Genomic DNA, 16,346 nt, shown 5'->3' on the forward strand with positions numbered 1-16,346 from the left:
CCGATTGTACCGACGTTGACGTGTGGCTTGTTACGTTCAAACTTGGCCTTTGCCATGGGTATTTCCTCTTTTTTTGGGGTTCAAGACTTAACTCATATAAATATGATTATTAAGACGATTTTGACCACATTAAGATAATTGTTAAAAGGTTGCACATACTAATGTGCAGATATTATAAGAAAATCGCGGCCAATAACAAGTCTTTTAACAAGTTATTGGCGTATTCTTTAGTGACAATACACAGACGCACTCTATATTGTCACTTTCAGTAAACTTTATTTACTCGTCATCATCTTTAGAGTTGAACTTAGAGATGATTTCAGCAGCAACTGATTTTGGAATTTCAGCGTACTTTTGGAATTCCATTGAGTAAGTTGCACGGCCTTGTGACATAGAGCGCATTTGAGTGGCATAACCAAACATTTCCGCTAATGGTACTTCAGCACGAATCTGTTTAGTACCGCCAGGTAGATCTTCCATACCCTGTACCAAACCACGACGACGGTTAAGATCGCCCATGATGTCGCCCATGTAGTCTTCAGGTGTTTCAACTTCTACTTTCATTACTGGCTCAAGTAGCGCTGGGTCAGCTGCTAAGAAACCTTTTCTGAAGGCCATAGAACCAGCCATCTTAAATGACAATTCATCAGAGTCAACGTCATGATAAGAACCATCATACAAGGTCGCTTTTACGCCAACTACTGGGTAGCCTGCAAGTACGCCGTTTTTCATGCGCTCTTGGATACCTTTGTCAACAGCACCGTGGAATTCTTTTGGTACAGTACCACCAACAACTTCTTCAGCGAATTCATATTCAGTGTCGCCAGCTGGATCAAGTGGCTCAAGACGTAACCAAACGTGACCAAACTTACCACGACCACCTGTTTGACGTACGAATTTGCCTTCTTGTTCAACAGTGTTACGAATCGTCTCACGATAAGCAACCTGAGGTGCACCGATGTTTGCTTCAACGTTGAATTCACGCTTCATACGGTCAACAAGAATCTCTAGATGTAGCTCACCCATACCACTGATGATCGTCTGACCAGATTCTTCGTCAGTGTGTACACGGAACGATGGATCTTCTTTTGCCAAACGGCCAAGAGCGATTGACATTTTTTCTTGGTCAGCTTTGGTCTTTGGCTCAACAGCTAGAGAGATAACTGGATCTGGGAATTCCATACGCTCAAGAGTAATCACGTTGTCTTCATCACATAGCGTATCACCAGTAGTCACATCTTTCATGCCGACTAGAGCTGCGATATCACCAGTACGAATCTCTGCAAGCTCTTCTTGAGAGTTTGCCATCATCTGTACGATACGGCCAACACGCTCACGCTTCATCTTAACTGGGTTATAAACACTGCTACCCTGCTTCATTACACCAGAATAAACACGTACGAAGGTTAAGTTACCAACGAATTTGTCATTCATGATTTTGAACGCTAGTGCTGAGAAAGGTGCTTCATCTGATGCTTCACGGCTGCCTTCGCTTTCGTCTTTGTCATCAAGAATACCTTTAATAGCAGGTACGTCGATTGGTGCAGGTAGATACTGAATAACGGCATCTAGCATCTTCTGTACACCTTTGTTCTTAAAGGCAGTACCACAAAGAAGCGGGATGATTTCGTTATCGATAGTTAACTGACGAATAGCACCGTGAATTTGTTCTACAGTCAACTCACCGTTTTCTAGGTATTCGTTCATCAACTCTTCGTTTGCTTCAGCAGCGCTTTCTACAAGGTGCTCGCGGTATTCTGCTGCTTTTTCTTGTAGTTCAGTTGGGATTTCGCGCTCATCATATTGCATACCTTGAGACGCTTCGTCCCAATAGATAGCTTTCATGGTTACTAGATCAACAACGCCTTCGAAGTCATCTTCTTTACCAATTGGAATAACCAATGGTACAGGGTTGCCGCCTAAGCGAGTTTTGATCTGTTCGATAACACGATAGAAATCAGCACCAACACGGTCCATTTTGTTTACAAATGCAAGACGTGGTACTTTATATTTGTTCGCCTGACGCCATACGGTCTCAGACTGTGGCTGAACGCCGCCTACTGCACAGTAAACCATGCAAGCGCCATCAAGTACACGCATAGAACGTTCAACTTCGATCGTGAAGTCAACGTGACCTGGGGTATCGATGATGTTGATACGGTGTTCGTCAAACTGTTTAGCCATACCTGACCAAAAACAAGTTGTTGCCGCTGAGGTAATAGTAATACCACGCTCTTGTTCTTGCTCCATCCAGTCCATAGTGGCTGCGCCATCATGTACTTCGCCAATTTTGTGGCTAACACCGGTATAGAATAAAACACGCTCTGTAGTGGTTGTCTTACCAGCATCGATGTGCGCTGAGATACCAATATTGCGATAGCGTTTTAGGGGAGTTTTACGAGCCATAGTGTTTTCCTAGGAAAAGTCGTGTATATAATAATGTATTGTGTCTCTACCTCATACTCTATGACAAAGCGTTCAGCTTCGTAATATTACTTACTGATTATTGAGCCTAATACGGACAAAAAAAGAGCAAATACTAAGAATAGTGCGGCATCAAATTTGGGATGCTCTCCAGCAAAAACTGTATTTGTTAAGAGAGACATCTGGATAGATGTCCGCCACCTCAGTCATCAATAAATAACATTTATATATGACCGAATGATGATGGCGGCAATCAATAGAATAAACAACAATGTAAGATTAAATGGCATGAGCCTCTAATCTTAAGCTACTATTAAAAAGTAGCTTAGAAACGGTAATGAGAGAATGCTTTGTTAGCATCTGCCATGCGGTGAACTTCGTCACGCTTTTTCATAGCAGCGCCTTTGCCATCAGCAGCATCATTCAATTCGCCAGCTAAACGCAAAGCCATTGATTTTTCAGAACGCTTAGCAGCAGCTTCAGCTAACCAACGCATAGCCAATGCAGTACGACGGGAGGGGCGTACTTCCATTGGTACTTGATAGGTTGCACCGCCAACGCGGCGAGCTTTTACTTCTACCATTGGGCGTACATTTTCTAGCACTTCTTCGAAGAAAGATACTGGATCTTCGACTTTACGCTTCTCACTTACTGTCTCAAGTGCACCGTAAACGATACGCTCAGCAGTAGATTTTTTACCATCACTCATTACATGGTTGATGAATTTTGCAACAGTTTGGCTACCAAACTTAGGATCCGGTAGGATCTCACGGGCAGCAACGACGCGACGTCTTGGCATAATAAATTTCCTTATCTTCAGGAGTGTCTAACATTCACAACATCGACTACTTATCATTAGGATATAGCAGTGAGTTATCAGTTAGCCTTACTGCATGGTGGTATGTTTTAAGAGCAAATCACAGATATATGTTTATATAAAAGCGATATTACTACTGACACCAAACCCATGCACAGTTATTGGGTAGTGCAAAAAGCTTATCTAATAACGTTTAGTTATTAAACTTTAGGCTTCTTAGCACCGTACTTAGAGCGACCTTGCTTACGGTCTTTAACGCCTGCGCAATCTAATGCACCGCGAACAGTGTGATAACGTACACCTGGTAGATCTTTTACACGACCACCACGGATTAGAACAACACTGTGCTCTTGTAGGTTATGACCTTCGCCGCCGATGTAGCTTGATACTTCATAGCCTGAAGTCAAACGTACACGACATACTTTACGCATGGCAGAGTTAGGTTTTTTTGGCGTGGTAGTATATACACGAGTACATACACCGCGACGCTGTGGGCACGCTTCCAACGCAGGAACTTTTGACTTTTCCTTGATGGTTTTGCGACCTTTACGAATCAATTGGTTAGTTGTTGCCATAAGGCATCCTTCTCCCGTTTGGTATAAAACAAAAAAATGGGCCAATGCACCATCTATCTGACAATAATTGCAGATTTCGGGGCACCCATTTTTAGGACAGTGTATTATAAAGAGTTGTTGCTGCTATTTCAACCACTTATGAATGGTTTCGCTTTACAACATTTGATAGATATGCATTCAGCCTCTCATTGTATCACTTTATAGATTTTTCGCCGAAAAATAGCGTAATAAATAAAGCAAACAAAGCGAGCTCAAGCATCATTAAGAAAAGATGTTTAACATTGAAATGGTACTTGATAGTAACTAAGTGGTGGTATTTATCCTAATTTTCAAGTCGTGTTGCTTAATCAAATTAAGATAAATACCATCGTGCTTATAAATATATAACCCAACTAGCAAATAATATGTCTATTACTTGGCTTTTTTATCAGACGTTTGCTTGTCTGAGTCTTTTTCACTGCTAGTTTCTTCTTTACTAGCTTCTTCTTTATCAGAGACCTTTTCTGAGTCACTGCTTTTTTCTTTACGCTCTGTGTCTTTTTTCGCCTCATCAGTATCAGCCTTTTCTACTTTAGCCTCACTGCTGCTGTCATCAGTAATAGCACGATTGGCCAATTTTGCTTCTGGTGCAAAGGTCGCTTGAGCAACGCCAATAACTTCGTCGATCAATTGGCTGTTATAGTGCATGCCGATCGCTACTGCGGTGACAGGAATAAAACGACGAACCCATGATAAATTAATCTGATCTAAATCAATACCTACTTGACTGGCGACTTTGTCTATTTGCTCAGCATAGAAATTTACATTTTTATTTTTTAGACCGAGATTTTTAAGTTCACTATGTAGTCCCTTGCTTTGAGCATTATCAAGCAAGCCTTTACCAATACCTAGACCAGCTAGTAGCGCTTGTTTTTCTTGCATTTTGCTCAAATCAGCGTTTGATAGTAGTTCGTATGCCATCTTGACGCCTTGCTTACCTGTCAGCGGCTTATTATATACAGCAGCAATCTGATAAACCGTACGTAATGAAACCAGTAATAGCCATAATGTATCAGCGAGCAGACCTGGTAGACCTGCTAAACCCGTCAAACCACCCATCATTGCAAGCGCGCGGTTTTGGTTAGCAATATCAGTAGCTAGCGCATAACGCTCTTCGTCATCTAAAGTAGCAATATTGGCAAAGCGATGTTCATTAGGTAAGTCTAGTTGACTCCAGTTGGCAGCGAGGTTGGCAACTTGGGCAAATGCGCCGTCAACTGTTGACTGGAAAAAACTATTCGGCACGATTTTCTTGGCGTATTTACCATAAGTAGCAAAGCGTGGTCCTAAAAGTTGCTGCGTAGCCTTTAGTGTTTGCTCACGAAACAAGTCTTGTTGGTAGTCTTCATCGCCTAGGTCGACGGCTTTGTATTGACGCGGTTTGCCTGTTTTGGCATTTACGCTGTCAATCATAGCCCCTACGCGCTCTAGGTTGTTTCGAGTAAAAGAGCCAATGGTATTGATACTTTTAGAGAGAGTACTACGCTTTGCCATCGTGATGTCCTTAATATGATGAAGTGGTTTTTAATATAGTTGTATTTTAATATGATAGTTAATTATTAATAATAATGAATCTATTATTTTAGCCAGTTATCGTAACTTGTGTCAGTGCGAACAATGTTATTAGAATCACAAATTTTGTATCTAAAGTATAATTCCGTCCATAGTCAGTAGCTAGTCTTACTTCTCCTCTCTTTACTCAAAACTCAGTCATAAGTGTTATTTTGTCGTTATTTTACACTTGTCCAAAGATTTTCAGTGTTTGATACGTTATCATGTGCCGTAACTGAGAGCATAATTGTACACTGAATTTATATTACCTCTGATAGACCGTTAACAGAATTTAGTTACCTAAATTCATGCTATCGTTATCTACATAGACTATTTTTTCATTATAATGCTCGAATTAACTCATAGTTAAACATCATATATAGATTTACCACGATTATTGCAACCAACTGCTAGCAAGTCGTTACTTATAAGGAATAGCATATGCGCCGCGTCGTTATTACTGGAGCAGGGATTGTCTCTTGTATTGGACATGATTTAGATACTGTCACCACTGCCCTCAAAGAAGGTCAGTCTGGCATCACATTTAACGATTCTTATGCTGAGCACGAGTTTAAATCACACGTGAGCGGTAGTATCAATCAATCAGAACTTGATACCAGTGGTATTGATCGTAAGCTGAAACGATTCTTTAGTGACGCCAGTCTCTATGCTTATGTTAGTGCGCTAAATGCGATTGAGCACTCAGGCCTGTCACTTGATACTATCAATAACAACCCACGAGTGGGTGTAGTGGCAAGTTCGGGGGGCGCATCAACAGAAAATATCGTCAATGCTATCGATGCTATGCGCGAAAAAGGTCTACGCGGTGTCGGCGCAATGGCCGTACCAAAGACAATGGGCAGCTCGGTATCAGCCGCTTTAGCAACCGGTCTCAAAATCCAAGGCGTCTCCTACTCGCTCGCCTCTGCTTGTGCAACTTCAACACACTGTATCGGTCATGCTGCTGAGCTTATCCAATTGGGTAAAGCCGATGTGATCTTGGCTGGTGGTAGTGAAGCTGAGCATTGGACGCAGTCTTGTATGTTTGATGCAATGGGCGCAGTTAGTACTCAATATAACGACACACCAAAACTTGCCTCAAGAGCCTATGACAAAGACCGTGACGGTTTTGTGATTGCTGCTGGTGGCGCGATGGTTGTTGTAGAGAGTCTGGAGCATGCTCAAGCACGCGGCGCCAATATTTTGGCTGAAATCGTTGGCTATGGTGCCAGCTCCGATGGTGCAGAAATGGTTGCACCAAGCGGTGAAGGTGCAGTTCGCTGTATGCAACAAGCCTTAGCTGAAGCGGGCCTAGAAAGTGTGGATTATATTAATAGCCATGGTACTAGCACACCATTGGGTGATATTACTGAGCTTAAAGCGATTGCTAAAGTATTTGATAATGACGTCAGTAAAGTACCTGCTATCAGCTCAACCAAATCAATGACAGGTCATAGCTTGGGCGCTGTTGGTGCACAAGAGCTGATTTATTGTCTGCTAATGCTACAGGACGGCTTTATCGCTCCAAGTATCAATGTTGATAACTTAGATCCTGCTGCTGAAGGTTTCGATATCGTCACCGAAATGCGTGAAGCAAACCTTGAAACCTTGATGAGTAACAGCTTTGGCTTTGGTGGTACTAATGCTACGCTAATTATCAAAAAGTTTGACGCTTAACCCATGCTTGTATCGAATCACAATACAACTGAGCAGACAGATTCTGCACCATCGCCAGCTAGCAAACCTAGCTGGCGTTTTGGTGATTTGTCTGCTGCAGAGCTGATGCCGCAGCTACAGCGTCATTTGCTCGCTCAAGATATTAAAGCAAACTGGCAACTTATTTGGCTTAATAACGATGGTCGACCAGTAATCGGCTTACTCCCAAAAGTCAGCTGGTCTGTTTATCCCACTGATGAGCAATCTTCTAGTGACTTACCCAATGTTTATAAGGTGATTAAAAATTGTCGCGATACTGATGTAAATAGCGATGATAATAGCTATGCTAGCACCACAGCTTATATGAGCTACCTAGAATGGCAAGAGGAACTAATCGCTTATAGCAGTACTCAAAAAGCCAATCACGACACGTCATATATCAATAACGAAGAAAGCTCGAAACCCAGTTATCATCATGGGCTAATCGGTTTTATTGGTTATGATATTGCAGCTCTCGAACTAAGCCCTGCCGATAGGATTGAATTGGCAATGCAGCCGTGTGCTTCGTTGGGACATTATGATATTTATCTAACACCTACGGCACATACTGATACAGGTTGGGCGTTAAAGACTCATCTAACTAACGATGATGCTTCTGAGAATATTGGTCATAAGACAAACGATATTCTTATAAATACTCTTACCTCTTACCTAGACGAACTGGATCAAAAACTGTCTGATAAATATCTCAATCAATCACAGTTTAAAGATACATCAAACATCACTCCCCTAGTTTTAAGTCCACGATGGAGTAAGCTTGATTATCAACAAGCATTTAATCGCACACAAGACTATCTACAGCAAGGCGACTGCTATCAGATAAACCTGACACAGAAATGGTCTGGTAGTTTAGCGCGTGAAAATAACGATGTTCAATCAGCCTTTTCGCTTATTGACTATTTGCCTGCGCTATATCGCAATACAAAAGCGCCTTTTGCAGGATATGTGAGCGTTGATGGCGATGATGGTGATTACCTAAATAAAAGCAGCAGCTTCAACGCAGATAGCAATCATTTTGAATTGTTAAGCTGCTCACCTGAGTTGTTTTTTACATTCACTAGAGAAATTGACACTGGCAAACACTCTATTCGCACTAAGCCTATCAAGGGAACTATGCCGCGAGGTGTTACTAATGAGCAAGATGAGCGCTATAAGCAGCAACTGGTCGATAGCGAAAAAGACCGTGCCGAAAATGTCATGATTGTCGATTTACTGCGTAATGATTTGGGCAAATACGCCAAAATTGGCACTGTGAAAGTACCACAGTTATTTGCGATTGAGAGCTTTAGTAACGTGCATCATATGGTGAGTACTATCATCGCTGAGCTAAAAACTGATACTCATCCATTAGCTGTATTGTTTGGTAGTCTGCCTGCTGGTTCTATCACTGGTACACCAAAAAAACGCGCTGTCGAAATCATCGCTGAACTGGAGTCTACGCCACGCGGTGCTTATTGCGGCACTATGGGTTACATGAATTTTGATGGTAATGGTCAATGGAATGTGCTCATTCGCACTTTGCAAGCCAACGCTTTATCGAATGATGACTGTAATAAAGAAAGACACGTTAACCTGTGGGCAGGTGGCGGTATTACGGTCGCGTCCGATTGTGATGCTGAATACCAAGAATGCTTAGATAAAGTAGGTAATTTATTATCAGTGCTGGCTCAAAAAACCTAAGATAGCGAACTCAAATATTACTGCTAATTTGAAATTAAAAAAGCCTGCCAACGTTACGTTAGCAGGCTTTGTTTTTAAGACTTGTTGATAGTGGTACGCGTTGTGAATAAAGAGACTTATTTATCAACATTCTATATTAAGCTATCAATCTAATATTATTCAGCAGCAACGCTAGCAGCAACTTGCAAGGCTTTTAGCGCATCAATCAAACGGTTGTTCTGCTCTGCCGTACCGATAGTAATACGCAAGTACTCTGCAATACGCGGCTTATCAAAATGGCGAACGATAATACCTTGCTCGCGTAACGCACTCGCGACAGCACTTGCATCGCCATCTTTTGGACGAGCGAATACGAAGTTGGCATGTGACGGTAGGACCTTATAGCCCAATGTAGTCAACTCTGCCGTTAGCGACGTACGTAAATCAATGACTTGCTGACGGGTTTGCTCAAAATACTCAGTGTCTAACACACTCGCAGTCGCCCCAGCTTGAGCCAACTTATCCAGCGGATAGCTGTTAAAGCTGTTTTTCATCCGTGTAAGTGCTTCAATCAACGATGCATTGCCAAAGGCCATACCAACCCGCAATCCAGCAAGCGAGCGTGATTTTGAAAAGGTTTGGGTCACGATGACGTTATCACATTCATTGATTAAGCTCACCGCTGAGACTGGAGCATCTGCATTGCTTTCATTTATCTGAGCAAAATCGATATACGCTTCGTCAATCACAATAACCGCATTAGAATGCTCACTCGCAAGTTTACGAATATCAGCAAGCGACAGCAGTAAGCCCGTTGGTGCATTCGGGTTAGCAATGATAATACCGCTACAAGGCTGACGATAAGCATCAGGGTCAATGCTAAAGTCTTCTTCTAGAGGAATCTGTACAAGCTCTACACCGAACGTCTGCGCATATACAGGATAGAAGCTATAACCAATATCAGGTGATAGCAGCGGACGCTCTTTTAAAAAGAAGCTCGCAAATACTAAAGCCAAGACTTCATCCGAACCATTACCGACGAATACTTGATTGATATCAAGGTTGTATGACTGTGCTAATGCAGCACGTAGGTCATTAGATTCAGGAGCAGGATATAAACGTAGTTCATCAGCTTGCTGCTCCAAAACCTTGGCAATAGCCTCCCCTACTTTTGGCGAGGGTGGAAATGGGTTTTCATTGGTATTTAGTTTGCATAGATTGTCGTGTTGCGGCTGCTCACCTGGAACATAAGGTGATAAGTTGCGCGCTTTAGACGACCATAGTCTGGTGTCTATCTTTGACTCACTCATAAATTATCCTACTATTAGCCAAAAAGACTATTAAAAATAAATATCAAAAGTAAAAGCTAAAAATTCAAAATCAATTACTGATAACGATAACGAGCTGAACGCGCATGGGCTTCTAAGTCCTCACGTTGCGCTAAAATATCAGCTGTCTCAGCCAGAGGCTTACTGCCGGATTCACTGCAATAAATGATGGATGATTTCTTTTGAAAATCGTAAACACCTAACGGCGAAGAAAAGCGCGCTGTGCCTGATGTTGGCAGTACATGGTTTGGTCCTGCACAGTAATCCCCAATAGCTTCAGGCGTATGACGACCCATAAAGATAGCGCCCGCATGACGAATATCATTCAATAATGCGTCAGGATTATCAACAGATAACTCTAAATGCTCAGGAGCAATACGATTGATAAGTGCCATACCTTCGCTACGATCTTTTACCAATATCAGTGCACCGCGGTTCTGCAATGAGTCACGCGCGATATCTGCTTTCGGCAGTTCAGCCAATGCTTTTTCTACCTCTAACGCTACTTCGTTGAGCTGCTCTTCACTAGTCGTCACAAAGATAGCTTGTGCAATACGGTCATGCTCAGCTTGAGACAATAGATCCATCGCTAGCCAGTCTGCTCTATCTTGTGCTTCGCCTTCTGCATACACCAATACTTCTGAAGGACCAGCAATCATATCGATACCGACTTGACCAAATACTGCGCGTTTGGCTGCGGCGACATATTTGTTGCCTGGTCCTGTGATTTTGTCCACGGCTGGAATCGTTTCAGTGCCGTAAGCTAAAGCTGCTACTGCTTGAGCGCCACCAATGGTAAAGACGCGATCGACTTGAGCCAGATGGGCTGCCGCCAATACCAGAGGGTTCAGCACACCTTTAGGCGCTGGCACCACCATGATGACTTCAGTGACGCCAGCCACCTTAGCAGGAATAGCATTCATCAATACTGACGAGGGATAAGAAGCTAAACCACCCGGTACATAAATCCCAACGCGATCAAGTGGTGTAACTTTTTGACCCAATCGGTTGCCTAGCTCGTCTTCATACTGCCATGTTTCTTGTACTTGGCGCTCATGGAATGTCTGTACCCGAGTTGCGGCTGTGGTCAGCGCTGTCTTTACTTTTTCATCAAGATTGGCAAACGCTTCAGCAAGCGCTTCTTTAGACAACTCTAACTCTTGCATCGACGTTGCTGGATGTTGGTCAAACTGCCGAGTCAATGCCAACACGACGCTATCACCATCAGCACGTACTTGGGCGATGATATCATCGACGGTATGTAGTAGTTCAGCATCATTGACTGTTTCAAAGGCAAGCAACTGTGTCAATTGACTATCAAAATCGGCATCTTGGGTACTTAACTGGCGCATGACCTAATCCTATATCTGAGCGTAAAGTGGTGCTAAAAATGAACGGCTTGGAACTGAGTAAAGTAGGTTTGTACGGTAAGAGTATTGCGACTTATTCGATGTCTTCTTGTCTGCATTTTATGATGATTTTATATTTTCACAAGCTAAGACAACAAAACCAGTTTAGCACGCTACGTCACTCATAGCCTGCTAAACTGGTTTAAAAATTTGTATAACCATGCTTTATATTACCAATGACTTGCACTGGATCATTAGCTGTTGGCGATACTATTTTTAAAGCTATCTAAGATTGGTTCTAGTAGGGCAAATTTGCGCTTATAGCTGACTTGATTGACGATCAGACGTGATGAAACATCACAAATGTGATCGCGTGCCTCAAGTCCATTGGCACGCAATGTATTGCCTGTATCGACCACATCGACAATCAAATCACCTAAGCCGACCAATGGCGCAAGCTCCATCGAACCGTAAAGCTTGATGACATCAACCTGCTGACCTTGGCTTGCAAAATAAGCACGAGCGACATTGACATATTTGGTCGCGATACGCAGGCGACGATTTGGCAGCGGTGCATCTTTCACACCCGCAGTCATCAGTTTACACTGAGCAATCTGCAAATCGAGCAATTCATAAACATGATTGGCACCATGCTCAAGCAGCACATCTTTACCTGCTACCCCAAAATCAGCAGCGCCATGTTCGACATAAGTCGGCACGTCGCTAGCACGCAAAATCAATACACGTACATTTGGATTTGAAGTTGGAAAAATAAGCTTACGTGACGCTTCAGGATCTTCTAAAAGATCAACGCCAGCTGCACGTAGCAGTGGCATGGTCTCTTCTAAAATGCGGCCTTTTGATAAGGCCAAGGTTAGACCTGAAAACTCATCGTTTACTTCGTTTAATAAACCGCTGGCTGGTAAAGATTTGCTTGTCTCAGTCATAATGACATCGTGTCCATGTGCAGTCCCCTACTCAAAGGGGAATTTTTAATTTATAACGTAATATGGGTAACAGTTGATATTGAGTCAATCAATATTAAGCGTTGGTATTAATACGCTCGATGTTCACGCCTAAGCTACGCAGCTTGTCTTCAACATGCTCATAACCACGGTCGATGTGGTAAATACGGTCAATCAGGCTCTCGCCTTCAGCGGTCGCCGCTGCCATTACCAATGACATAGACGCACGTAAATCCGTAGCCATTACTGGTGCTGCAGTAAAGTTTTCGACACCTCGTACTACGGCAGTATGACCATCAACCTGAATAGACGCGCCCAAACGATTAAGCTCTGGTACGTGCATATAGCGGTTTTCGAAGATGTTTTCGATGAAAGTACTTGTACCGTCCGCTAAGCAAGCAATCGCCATTAGCTGAGCTTGCATATCCGTTGGAAAACCAGGATGTGGCTGTGTACGAATATCAACCGCCTTTGGACGGCCTTTCATTTGTGCGCGAATCCAATCATCGCCGCTCGTAATAGTTGCACCCATGTCTTCGAATTTCTCTAGCACTGGCGTCAATAATAGAGCAGATGTTTTTTTGGTCAATACATCGCCACGTGTCATCAAGGCACCAGCAAGGTATGAGCCTGTTTCAATACGGTCAGGGACCACTGAGTACTCACAGCCGTGTAGACGCTCTACCCCTTCGATGGTCATCGTTGATGTACCGATACCGCTTATTTTGGCACCCATCGCAACCAACATATTGGCCAAATCAACCACTTCTGGCTCTAACGCACAGTTGCCTAAGACTGTTGTGCCTTTGGCCAATGCTGCTGCCATGATGACGTTTTCAGTACCACCAACAGTGATCATATCAAATGAGAAATTACAGCCTAATAGCTTGCCACCTTTTGGCGCTTGGGCTTTTACATAGCCATTCTCTACACTGATTTCGGCACCCATCGCTTCAAACGCTTTTAGATGTTGATCAACAGGGCGTGAACCAATCGCACAACCACCTGGCAATGAGACTTCAGCTTCGCCGAAACGTGCCAATAACGGCCCTAGCACCAAGATTGACGCGCGCATGGTTTTTACCAAATCATACGGGGCATAAAAGTTATCGATACTCTTGGTATCGCAAGTGACTGTATCATCTTGCTTTTGGATTTTGATCCCCATACCACCGATCAATTCAATCAACGTTCGCACGTCTTGTAGTGACGGCACGTTATGCAGTGTCGTTGGGGTCTCAGCCAATATCATAGCTGCGAGTAACGGCAAAGCGGCATTTTTGGCGCCTGAGATGGTGACTTCCCCTGCGATACGACTACTACCAGTGATTAAAAATTGATCCATAAAGGTGACAACCTAGCGATGATTATAAAAAATTATGAAAACTAGAACTACAACTCTCAACCATGCATATGGCCGATTCAGCAATATCTAGTCATATAGACAGCTATTTAATTAGCCTTTTGATTGAGCGTCCCACTCAGCAGGCGTCAGCGCTTGGATGTTGAGTGCGTGAATATCGCCACTCGCAATCTTATCATTGACTAACGCATATACTGCTTGCTGACGTTGAACCGCGCGTTTGCCTTCAAAGCTGGCATCGACCACGCGTACGTCAAACTTATTACCTTGGTTGGCAGCTTGAATAAAAGCGTCTGGGAAGTGAGTCTGTAAAAATGCGATCAAATCGTCAGCGTTCATGCTCATAGAATAGTCTGCCTTAAAGTTTAGAATAGGGTATAGATTTAAAGTGATGACATTATAACAAGAGTTTGCATATCTTACAGTACTGTCTTACTCAAGTGTGTTTAAGCATTGAGACAGTACTATCAATTAAATGGTCAAAATTTATAGATATGCATAGTGATAAGCTATTTGAGCGTTTTATCCAAGTAGGTCAATACTTGCGCGCGCACATCATTGACCCAGCGTAGCGGCGGTGCCATCGCACCAATACTGGTTGCGTGACTGGCCCCTTCGATTTCACCCGTTTCAACGGTGACGCCTGCTTTTTTAAACGCTTCTGTCATTTTGATTGTATTAGTCACATGTACAATTTTGTCTTTTTCCGCCGTTAATAATAAATACGGTGGCTGCGCTCCTTTAATCTGACGATCTGGCATCACCTGATCAGGTGTGGCATTGGGGCCAAACGCTGTTGCACTACTGAACTTGCGGAAATCATAGCTGTAAGGACCCGCAATTCCGATAACGGTTGCAATATCTGTTGGCTTAATACCATAAGGCGCCAAAAAATCTTCGTTGGCAACGGCTGCTACTGCATTAAACGCGCCAGCAGAATGCCCCATCACCGCTAGGCGTGACGGATCTGCATGGAGACTGGTCGCATTTTCAATACTCCAAGCAATTGCCTGAGCTGCATCTTTGACATAATCAGGATAGACGTGTTCAGGTGCTTTACGGTAATTAATCACTGCGGTGACGTAACCTGCTTTGGCTAAGCTCTGACCGACAAATGCATATTGTTCTTTATTACCACTCTCCCATGAACCACCATGGACAAATACCACCATAGGGTAGCTAGTATCAATAGCACTTTGAGATTTCATTGCTTGTGCTAGCGGTTTTGGATAATAGATATCTAGGTCTTGTGAAGGCTGATCACCATATAAGATATCCTTACTCACCCCAACGCCACCACTAGAAGTAATCCCATTGACGATAGCTAACGGTGATAGTGCCTGTGCGTTTTGTGTGGCTAGCGCGATACTGCCTAATGCCAATATTGCCGCACCACCAAATCTCAACGTTCGTGTTTTCTTATGAGCAGGTTTATTGTGTATGCCTATGTTACCAATGACACTTGTTTCTTCATTTGGTTGTATATTTGCCTGTGAATCCTTCATGACCAGTGTCCTATTATATTTATTTATCAATCAGTAGTAACAGGCTAACAGCGATAATGATTCATCCACTAGCCAATGATGTGTTTGATATTAGTACCGTTGGCTAATGCGCTGACTCTGCTACGTTTTACTATTGATATAGTACTCACTGACTGAATATTTCTCGTGCCTTTACTGTTATCACTATTTAGGCTTATTGTGATTAACGTCATTTATCGCATGGCAAACTAAGGATGCTTACTGGTTCTGATAAAGGTCAATATAAGGGCTTGAAGACGGCTGAGCAGTAGTAGCCTCTTCTTCTGTTATGGCAATAGGCGTTGCCGTGCCGATAGTAGTATCTTGGGCAGCTGGCGCTACTGCAGGATTGGCCAAATTATTCTCATACATGATGTCATCATTATTTATTTTCACCCCTCTATCGTCAACGACAGTTGTCAGCAATACCAACTCAGTGACTCCAACAGTACCATTGGCGATATCAATCAAATGACTCTGCTGAGTAGGTGTCATACGGCCCATAATATAGACCACACCATTATTGGTAACGGCTTTAATTTGTGACGCACTCACACCATCGCTGGCGGCTATTTTCGCCAGTAGCTTTGAAGTGATATAACCATCATGAACCGTTGAGCTATACCCTTTTGACGCACTCACTTCCATCTCATTATAAACACGGCGTACATCCGGCATAGAGCTAACGACTTTTTCTACTTCTGCTTTGAGCGTTTCAGTTGGCACTTCACCTGTGAGCAATACTTCGCTATTGAAACTATCGATACCCATACGGCTGGTTTGCTGCAAGTCTTCTTTTAGCCCGTATATATTGATTTTGGCAGTATGTTCAATACTACGATCGAGCAGACGCTGCGGAATCGTGCGCTCAGTCATTGGCACACCATAAGTCCCTTCTGTACTGTTGGTCAGATAGTTGGTGGCACAACCTGTACTGACAACGCAGGCAGCAATCATAATGCCAGTCGTAATACGGCGTGATGAACCAAAAATAGCAGTGCGCAAATGCATCCGTGTCATTATTTACCTCTTAGAAC

General features: G+C 43.1%; 13 protein-coding genes. 2 read left to right on the forward strand and 11 right to left on the reverse strand.

Annotation, left to right across the window (positions count from 1 at the left end; genetic code table 11):
- Nucleotides 1-279 precede the first annotated feature (279 nt).
- From fusA to Q0788_RS13200, 4 genes are all read right to left on the reverse strand, one after another.
- The gene (gene fusA, locus Q0788_RS13185; RefSeq protein WP_057761733.1) at nucleotides 280-2,406 is read right to left on the reverse strand and encodes an elongation factor G; all 2,127 of its coding nucleotides are present in this window, start codon (nucleotides 2,404-2,406) and stop codon (nucleotides 280-282) included.
- Nucleotides 2,407-2,749: 343 nt separating this feature from the next.
- On the reverse strand, nucleotides 2,750-3,223 hold the full coding sequence (gene rpsG / locus Q0788_RS13190; protein ID WP_057761735.1) for a 30S ribosomal protein S7: 474 nt from the start codon (nucleotides 3,221-3,223) through the stop codon (nucleotides 2,750-2,752).
- Nucleotides 3,224-3,441: 218 nt separating this feature from the next.
- Nucleotides 3,442-3,816, reverse strand: coding sequence for a 30S ribosomal protein S12 (rpsL, locus tag Q0788_RS13195; RefSeq protein ID WP_011281154.1), 375 nt, complete (start codon nucleotides 3,814-3,816; stop codon nucleotides 3,442-3,444).
- 411 nt (nucleotides 3,817-4,227) lie between these two features.
- Nucleotides 4,228-5,349: an EcsC family protein gene (locus tag Q0788_RS13200; protein WP_298811439.1), complete on the reverse strand. Its 1,122-nt coding sequence runs from the start codon at nucleotides 5,347-5,349 to the stop codon at nucleotides 4,228-4,230.
- Between the two features lie 498 nt (nucleotides 5,350-5,847).
- Here Q0788_RS13200 and Q0788_RS13205 point away from each other — a divergent pair, with 498 nt between their 5' ends.
- Nucleotides 5,848-7,083 (forward strand): beta-ketoacyl-ACP synthase II, encoded by a 1,236-nt coding sequence (locus tag Q0788_RS13205; RefSeq protein WP_102091614.1) that lies wholly within the window; start codon nucleotides 5,848-5,850, stop codon nucleotides 7,081-7,083.
- A gap of 3 nt (nucleotides 7,084-7,086) precedes the next feature.
- Nucleotides 7,087-8,802, forward strand: a complete 1,716-nt coding sequence (locus Q0788_RS13210; protein ID WP_298811443.1) for an anthranilate synthase component I family protein — start codon at nucleotides 7,087-7,089, stop codon at nucleotides 8,800-8,802.
- 155 nt (nucleotides 8,803-8,957) lie between these two features.
- On the opposite strand, the gene hisC is transcribed toward Q0788_RS13210, so the two are convergent.
- The 7 genes from hisC to Q0788_RS13245 form a co-directional block, all read right to left on the reverse strand.
- Nucleotides 8,958-10,091, reverse strand: a complete 1,134-nt coding sequence (gene hisC / locus Q0788_RS13215; protein WP_298811445.1) for a histidinol-phosphate transaminase — start codon at nucleotides 10,089-10,091, stop codon at nucleotides 8,958-8,960.
- Nucleotides 10,092-10,165: 74 nt separating this feature from the next.
- Nucleotides 10,166-11,461, reverse strand: coding sequence for a histidinol dehydrogenase (gene hisD, locus Q0788_RS13220; RefSeq protein ID WP_298811446.1), 1,296 nt, complete (start codon nucleotides 11,459-11,461; stop codon nucleotides 10,166-10,168).
- Between the two features lie 251 nt (nucleotides 11,462-11,712).
- Complete coding sequence (gene hisG, locus Q0788_RS13225) at nucleotides 11,713-12,405, reverse strand: ATP phosphoribosyltransferase (protein ID WP_101205353.1); 693 nt, start codon at nucleotides 12,403-12,405, stop codon at nucleotides 11,713-11,715.
- Between the two features lie 94 nt (nucleotides 12,406-12,499).
- Complete coding sequence (gene murA, locus Q0788_RS13230; RefSeq protein ID WP_114701832.1) at nucleotides 12,500-13,768, reverse strand: UDP-N-acetylglucosamine 1-carboxyvinyltransferase; 1,269 nt, start codon at nucleotides 13,766-13,768, stop codon at nucleotides 12,500-12,502.
- Nucleotides 13,769-13,879: 111 nt separating this feature from the next.
- Nucleotides 13,880-14,131 (reverse strand): BolA/IbaG family iron-sulfur metabolism protein, encoded by a 252-nt coding sequence (locus Q0788_RS13235; RefSeq protein WP_057761749.1) that lies wholly within the window; start codon nucleotides 14,129-14,131, stop codon nucleotides 13,880-13,882.
- 164 nt (nucleotides 14,132-14,295) lie between these two features.
- Nucleotides 14,296-15,291: an alpha/beta hydrolase gene (locus Q0788_RS13240; protein ID WP_298811450.1), complete on the reverse strand. Its 996-nt coding sequence runs from the start codon at nucleotides 15,289-15,291 to the stop codon at nucleotides 14,296-14,298.
- A 237-nt stretch (nucleotides 15,292-15,528) separates the two neighbouring features.
- Complete coding sequence (locus tag Q0788_RS13245; protein WP_298811452.1) at nucleotides 15,529-16,329, reverse strand: BON domain-containing protein; 801 nt, start codon at nucleotides 16,327-16,329, stop codon at nucleotides 15,529-15,531.
- Between the last annotated feature and the right edge of the window lie 17 nt (nucleotides 16,330-16,346).

Source organism: uncultured Psychrobacter sp. (assembly GCF_947500265.1).
Lineage (GTDB): Bacteria > Pseudomonadota > Gammaproteobacteria > Pseudomonadales > Moraxellaceae > Psychrobacter.

Coding starts and splice junctions, on each gene's coding strand:
- fusA (WP_057761733.1), bottom strand. CDS start 2,406: ATGGCTCGTAAAACTCCCCTAAAACGCTATCGCAATATTGGTATCTCA.
- rpsG (WP_057761735.1), bottom strand. CDS start 3,223: ATGCCAAGACGTCGCGTCGTTGCTGCCCGTGAGATCCTACCGGATCCT.
- rpsL (WP_011281154.1), bottom strand. CDS start 3,816: ATGGCAACAACTAACCAATTGATTCGTAAAGGTCGCAAAACCATCAAG.
- Q0788_RS13200 (WP_298811439.1), bottom strand. CDS start 5,349: ATGGCAAAGCGTAGTACTCTCTCTAAAAGTATCAATACCATTGGCTCT.
- Q0788_RS13205 (WP_102091614.1), top strand. CDS start 5,848: ATGCGCCGCGTCGTTATTACTGGAGCAGGGATTGTCTCTTGTATTGGA.
- Q0788_RS13210 (WP_298811443.1), top strand. CDS start 7,087: ATGCTTGTATCGAATCACAATACAACTGAGCAGACAGATTCTGCACCA.
- hisC (WP_298811445.1), bottom strand. CDS start 10,091: ATGAGTGAGTCAAAGATAGACACCAGACTATGGTCGTCTAAAGCGCGC.
- hisD (WP_298811446.1), bottom strand. CDS start 11,461: ATGCGCCAGTTAAGTACCCAAGATGCCGATTTTGATAGTCAATTGACA.
- hisG (WP_101205353.1), bottom strand. CDS start 12,405: ATGACTGAGACAAGCAAATCTTTACCAGCCAGCGGTTTATTAAACGAA.
- murA (WP_114701832.1), bottom strand. CDS start 13,768: ATGGATCAATTTTTAATCACTGGTAGTAGTCGTATCGCAGGGGAAGTC.
- Q0788_RS13235 (WP_057761749.1), bottom strand. CDS start 14,131: ATGAGCATGAACGCTGACGATTTGATCGCATTTTTACAGACTCACTTC.
- Q0788_RS13240 (WP_298811450.1), bottom strand. CDS start 15,291: ATGAAGGATTCACAGGCAAATATACAACCAAATGAAGAAACAAGTGTC.
- Q0788_RS13245 (WP_298811452.1), bottom strand. CDS start 16,329: ATGACACGGATGCATTTGCGCACTGCTATTTTTGGTTCATCACGCCGT.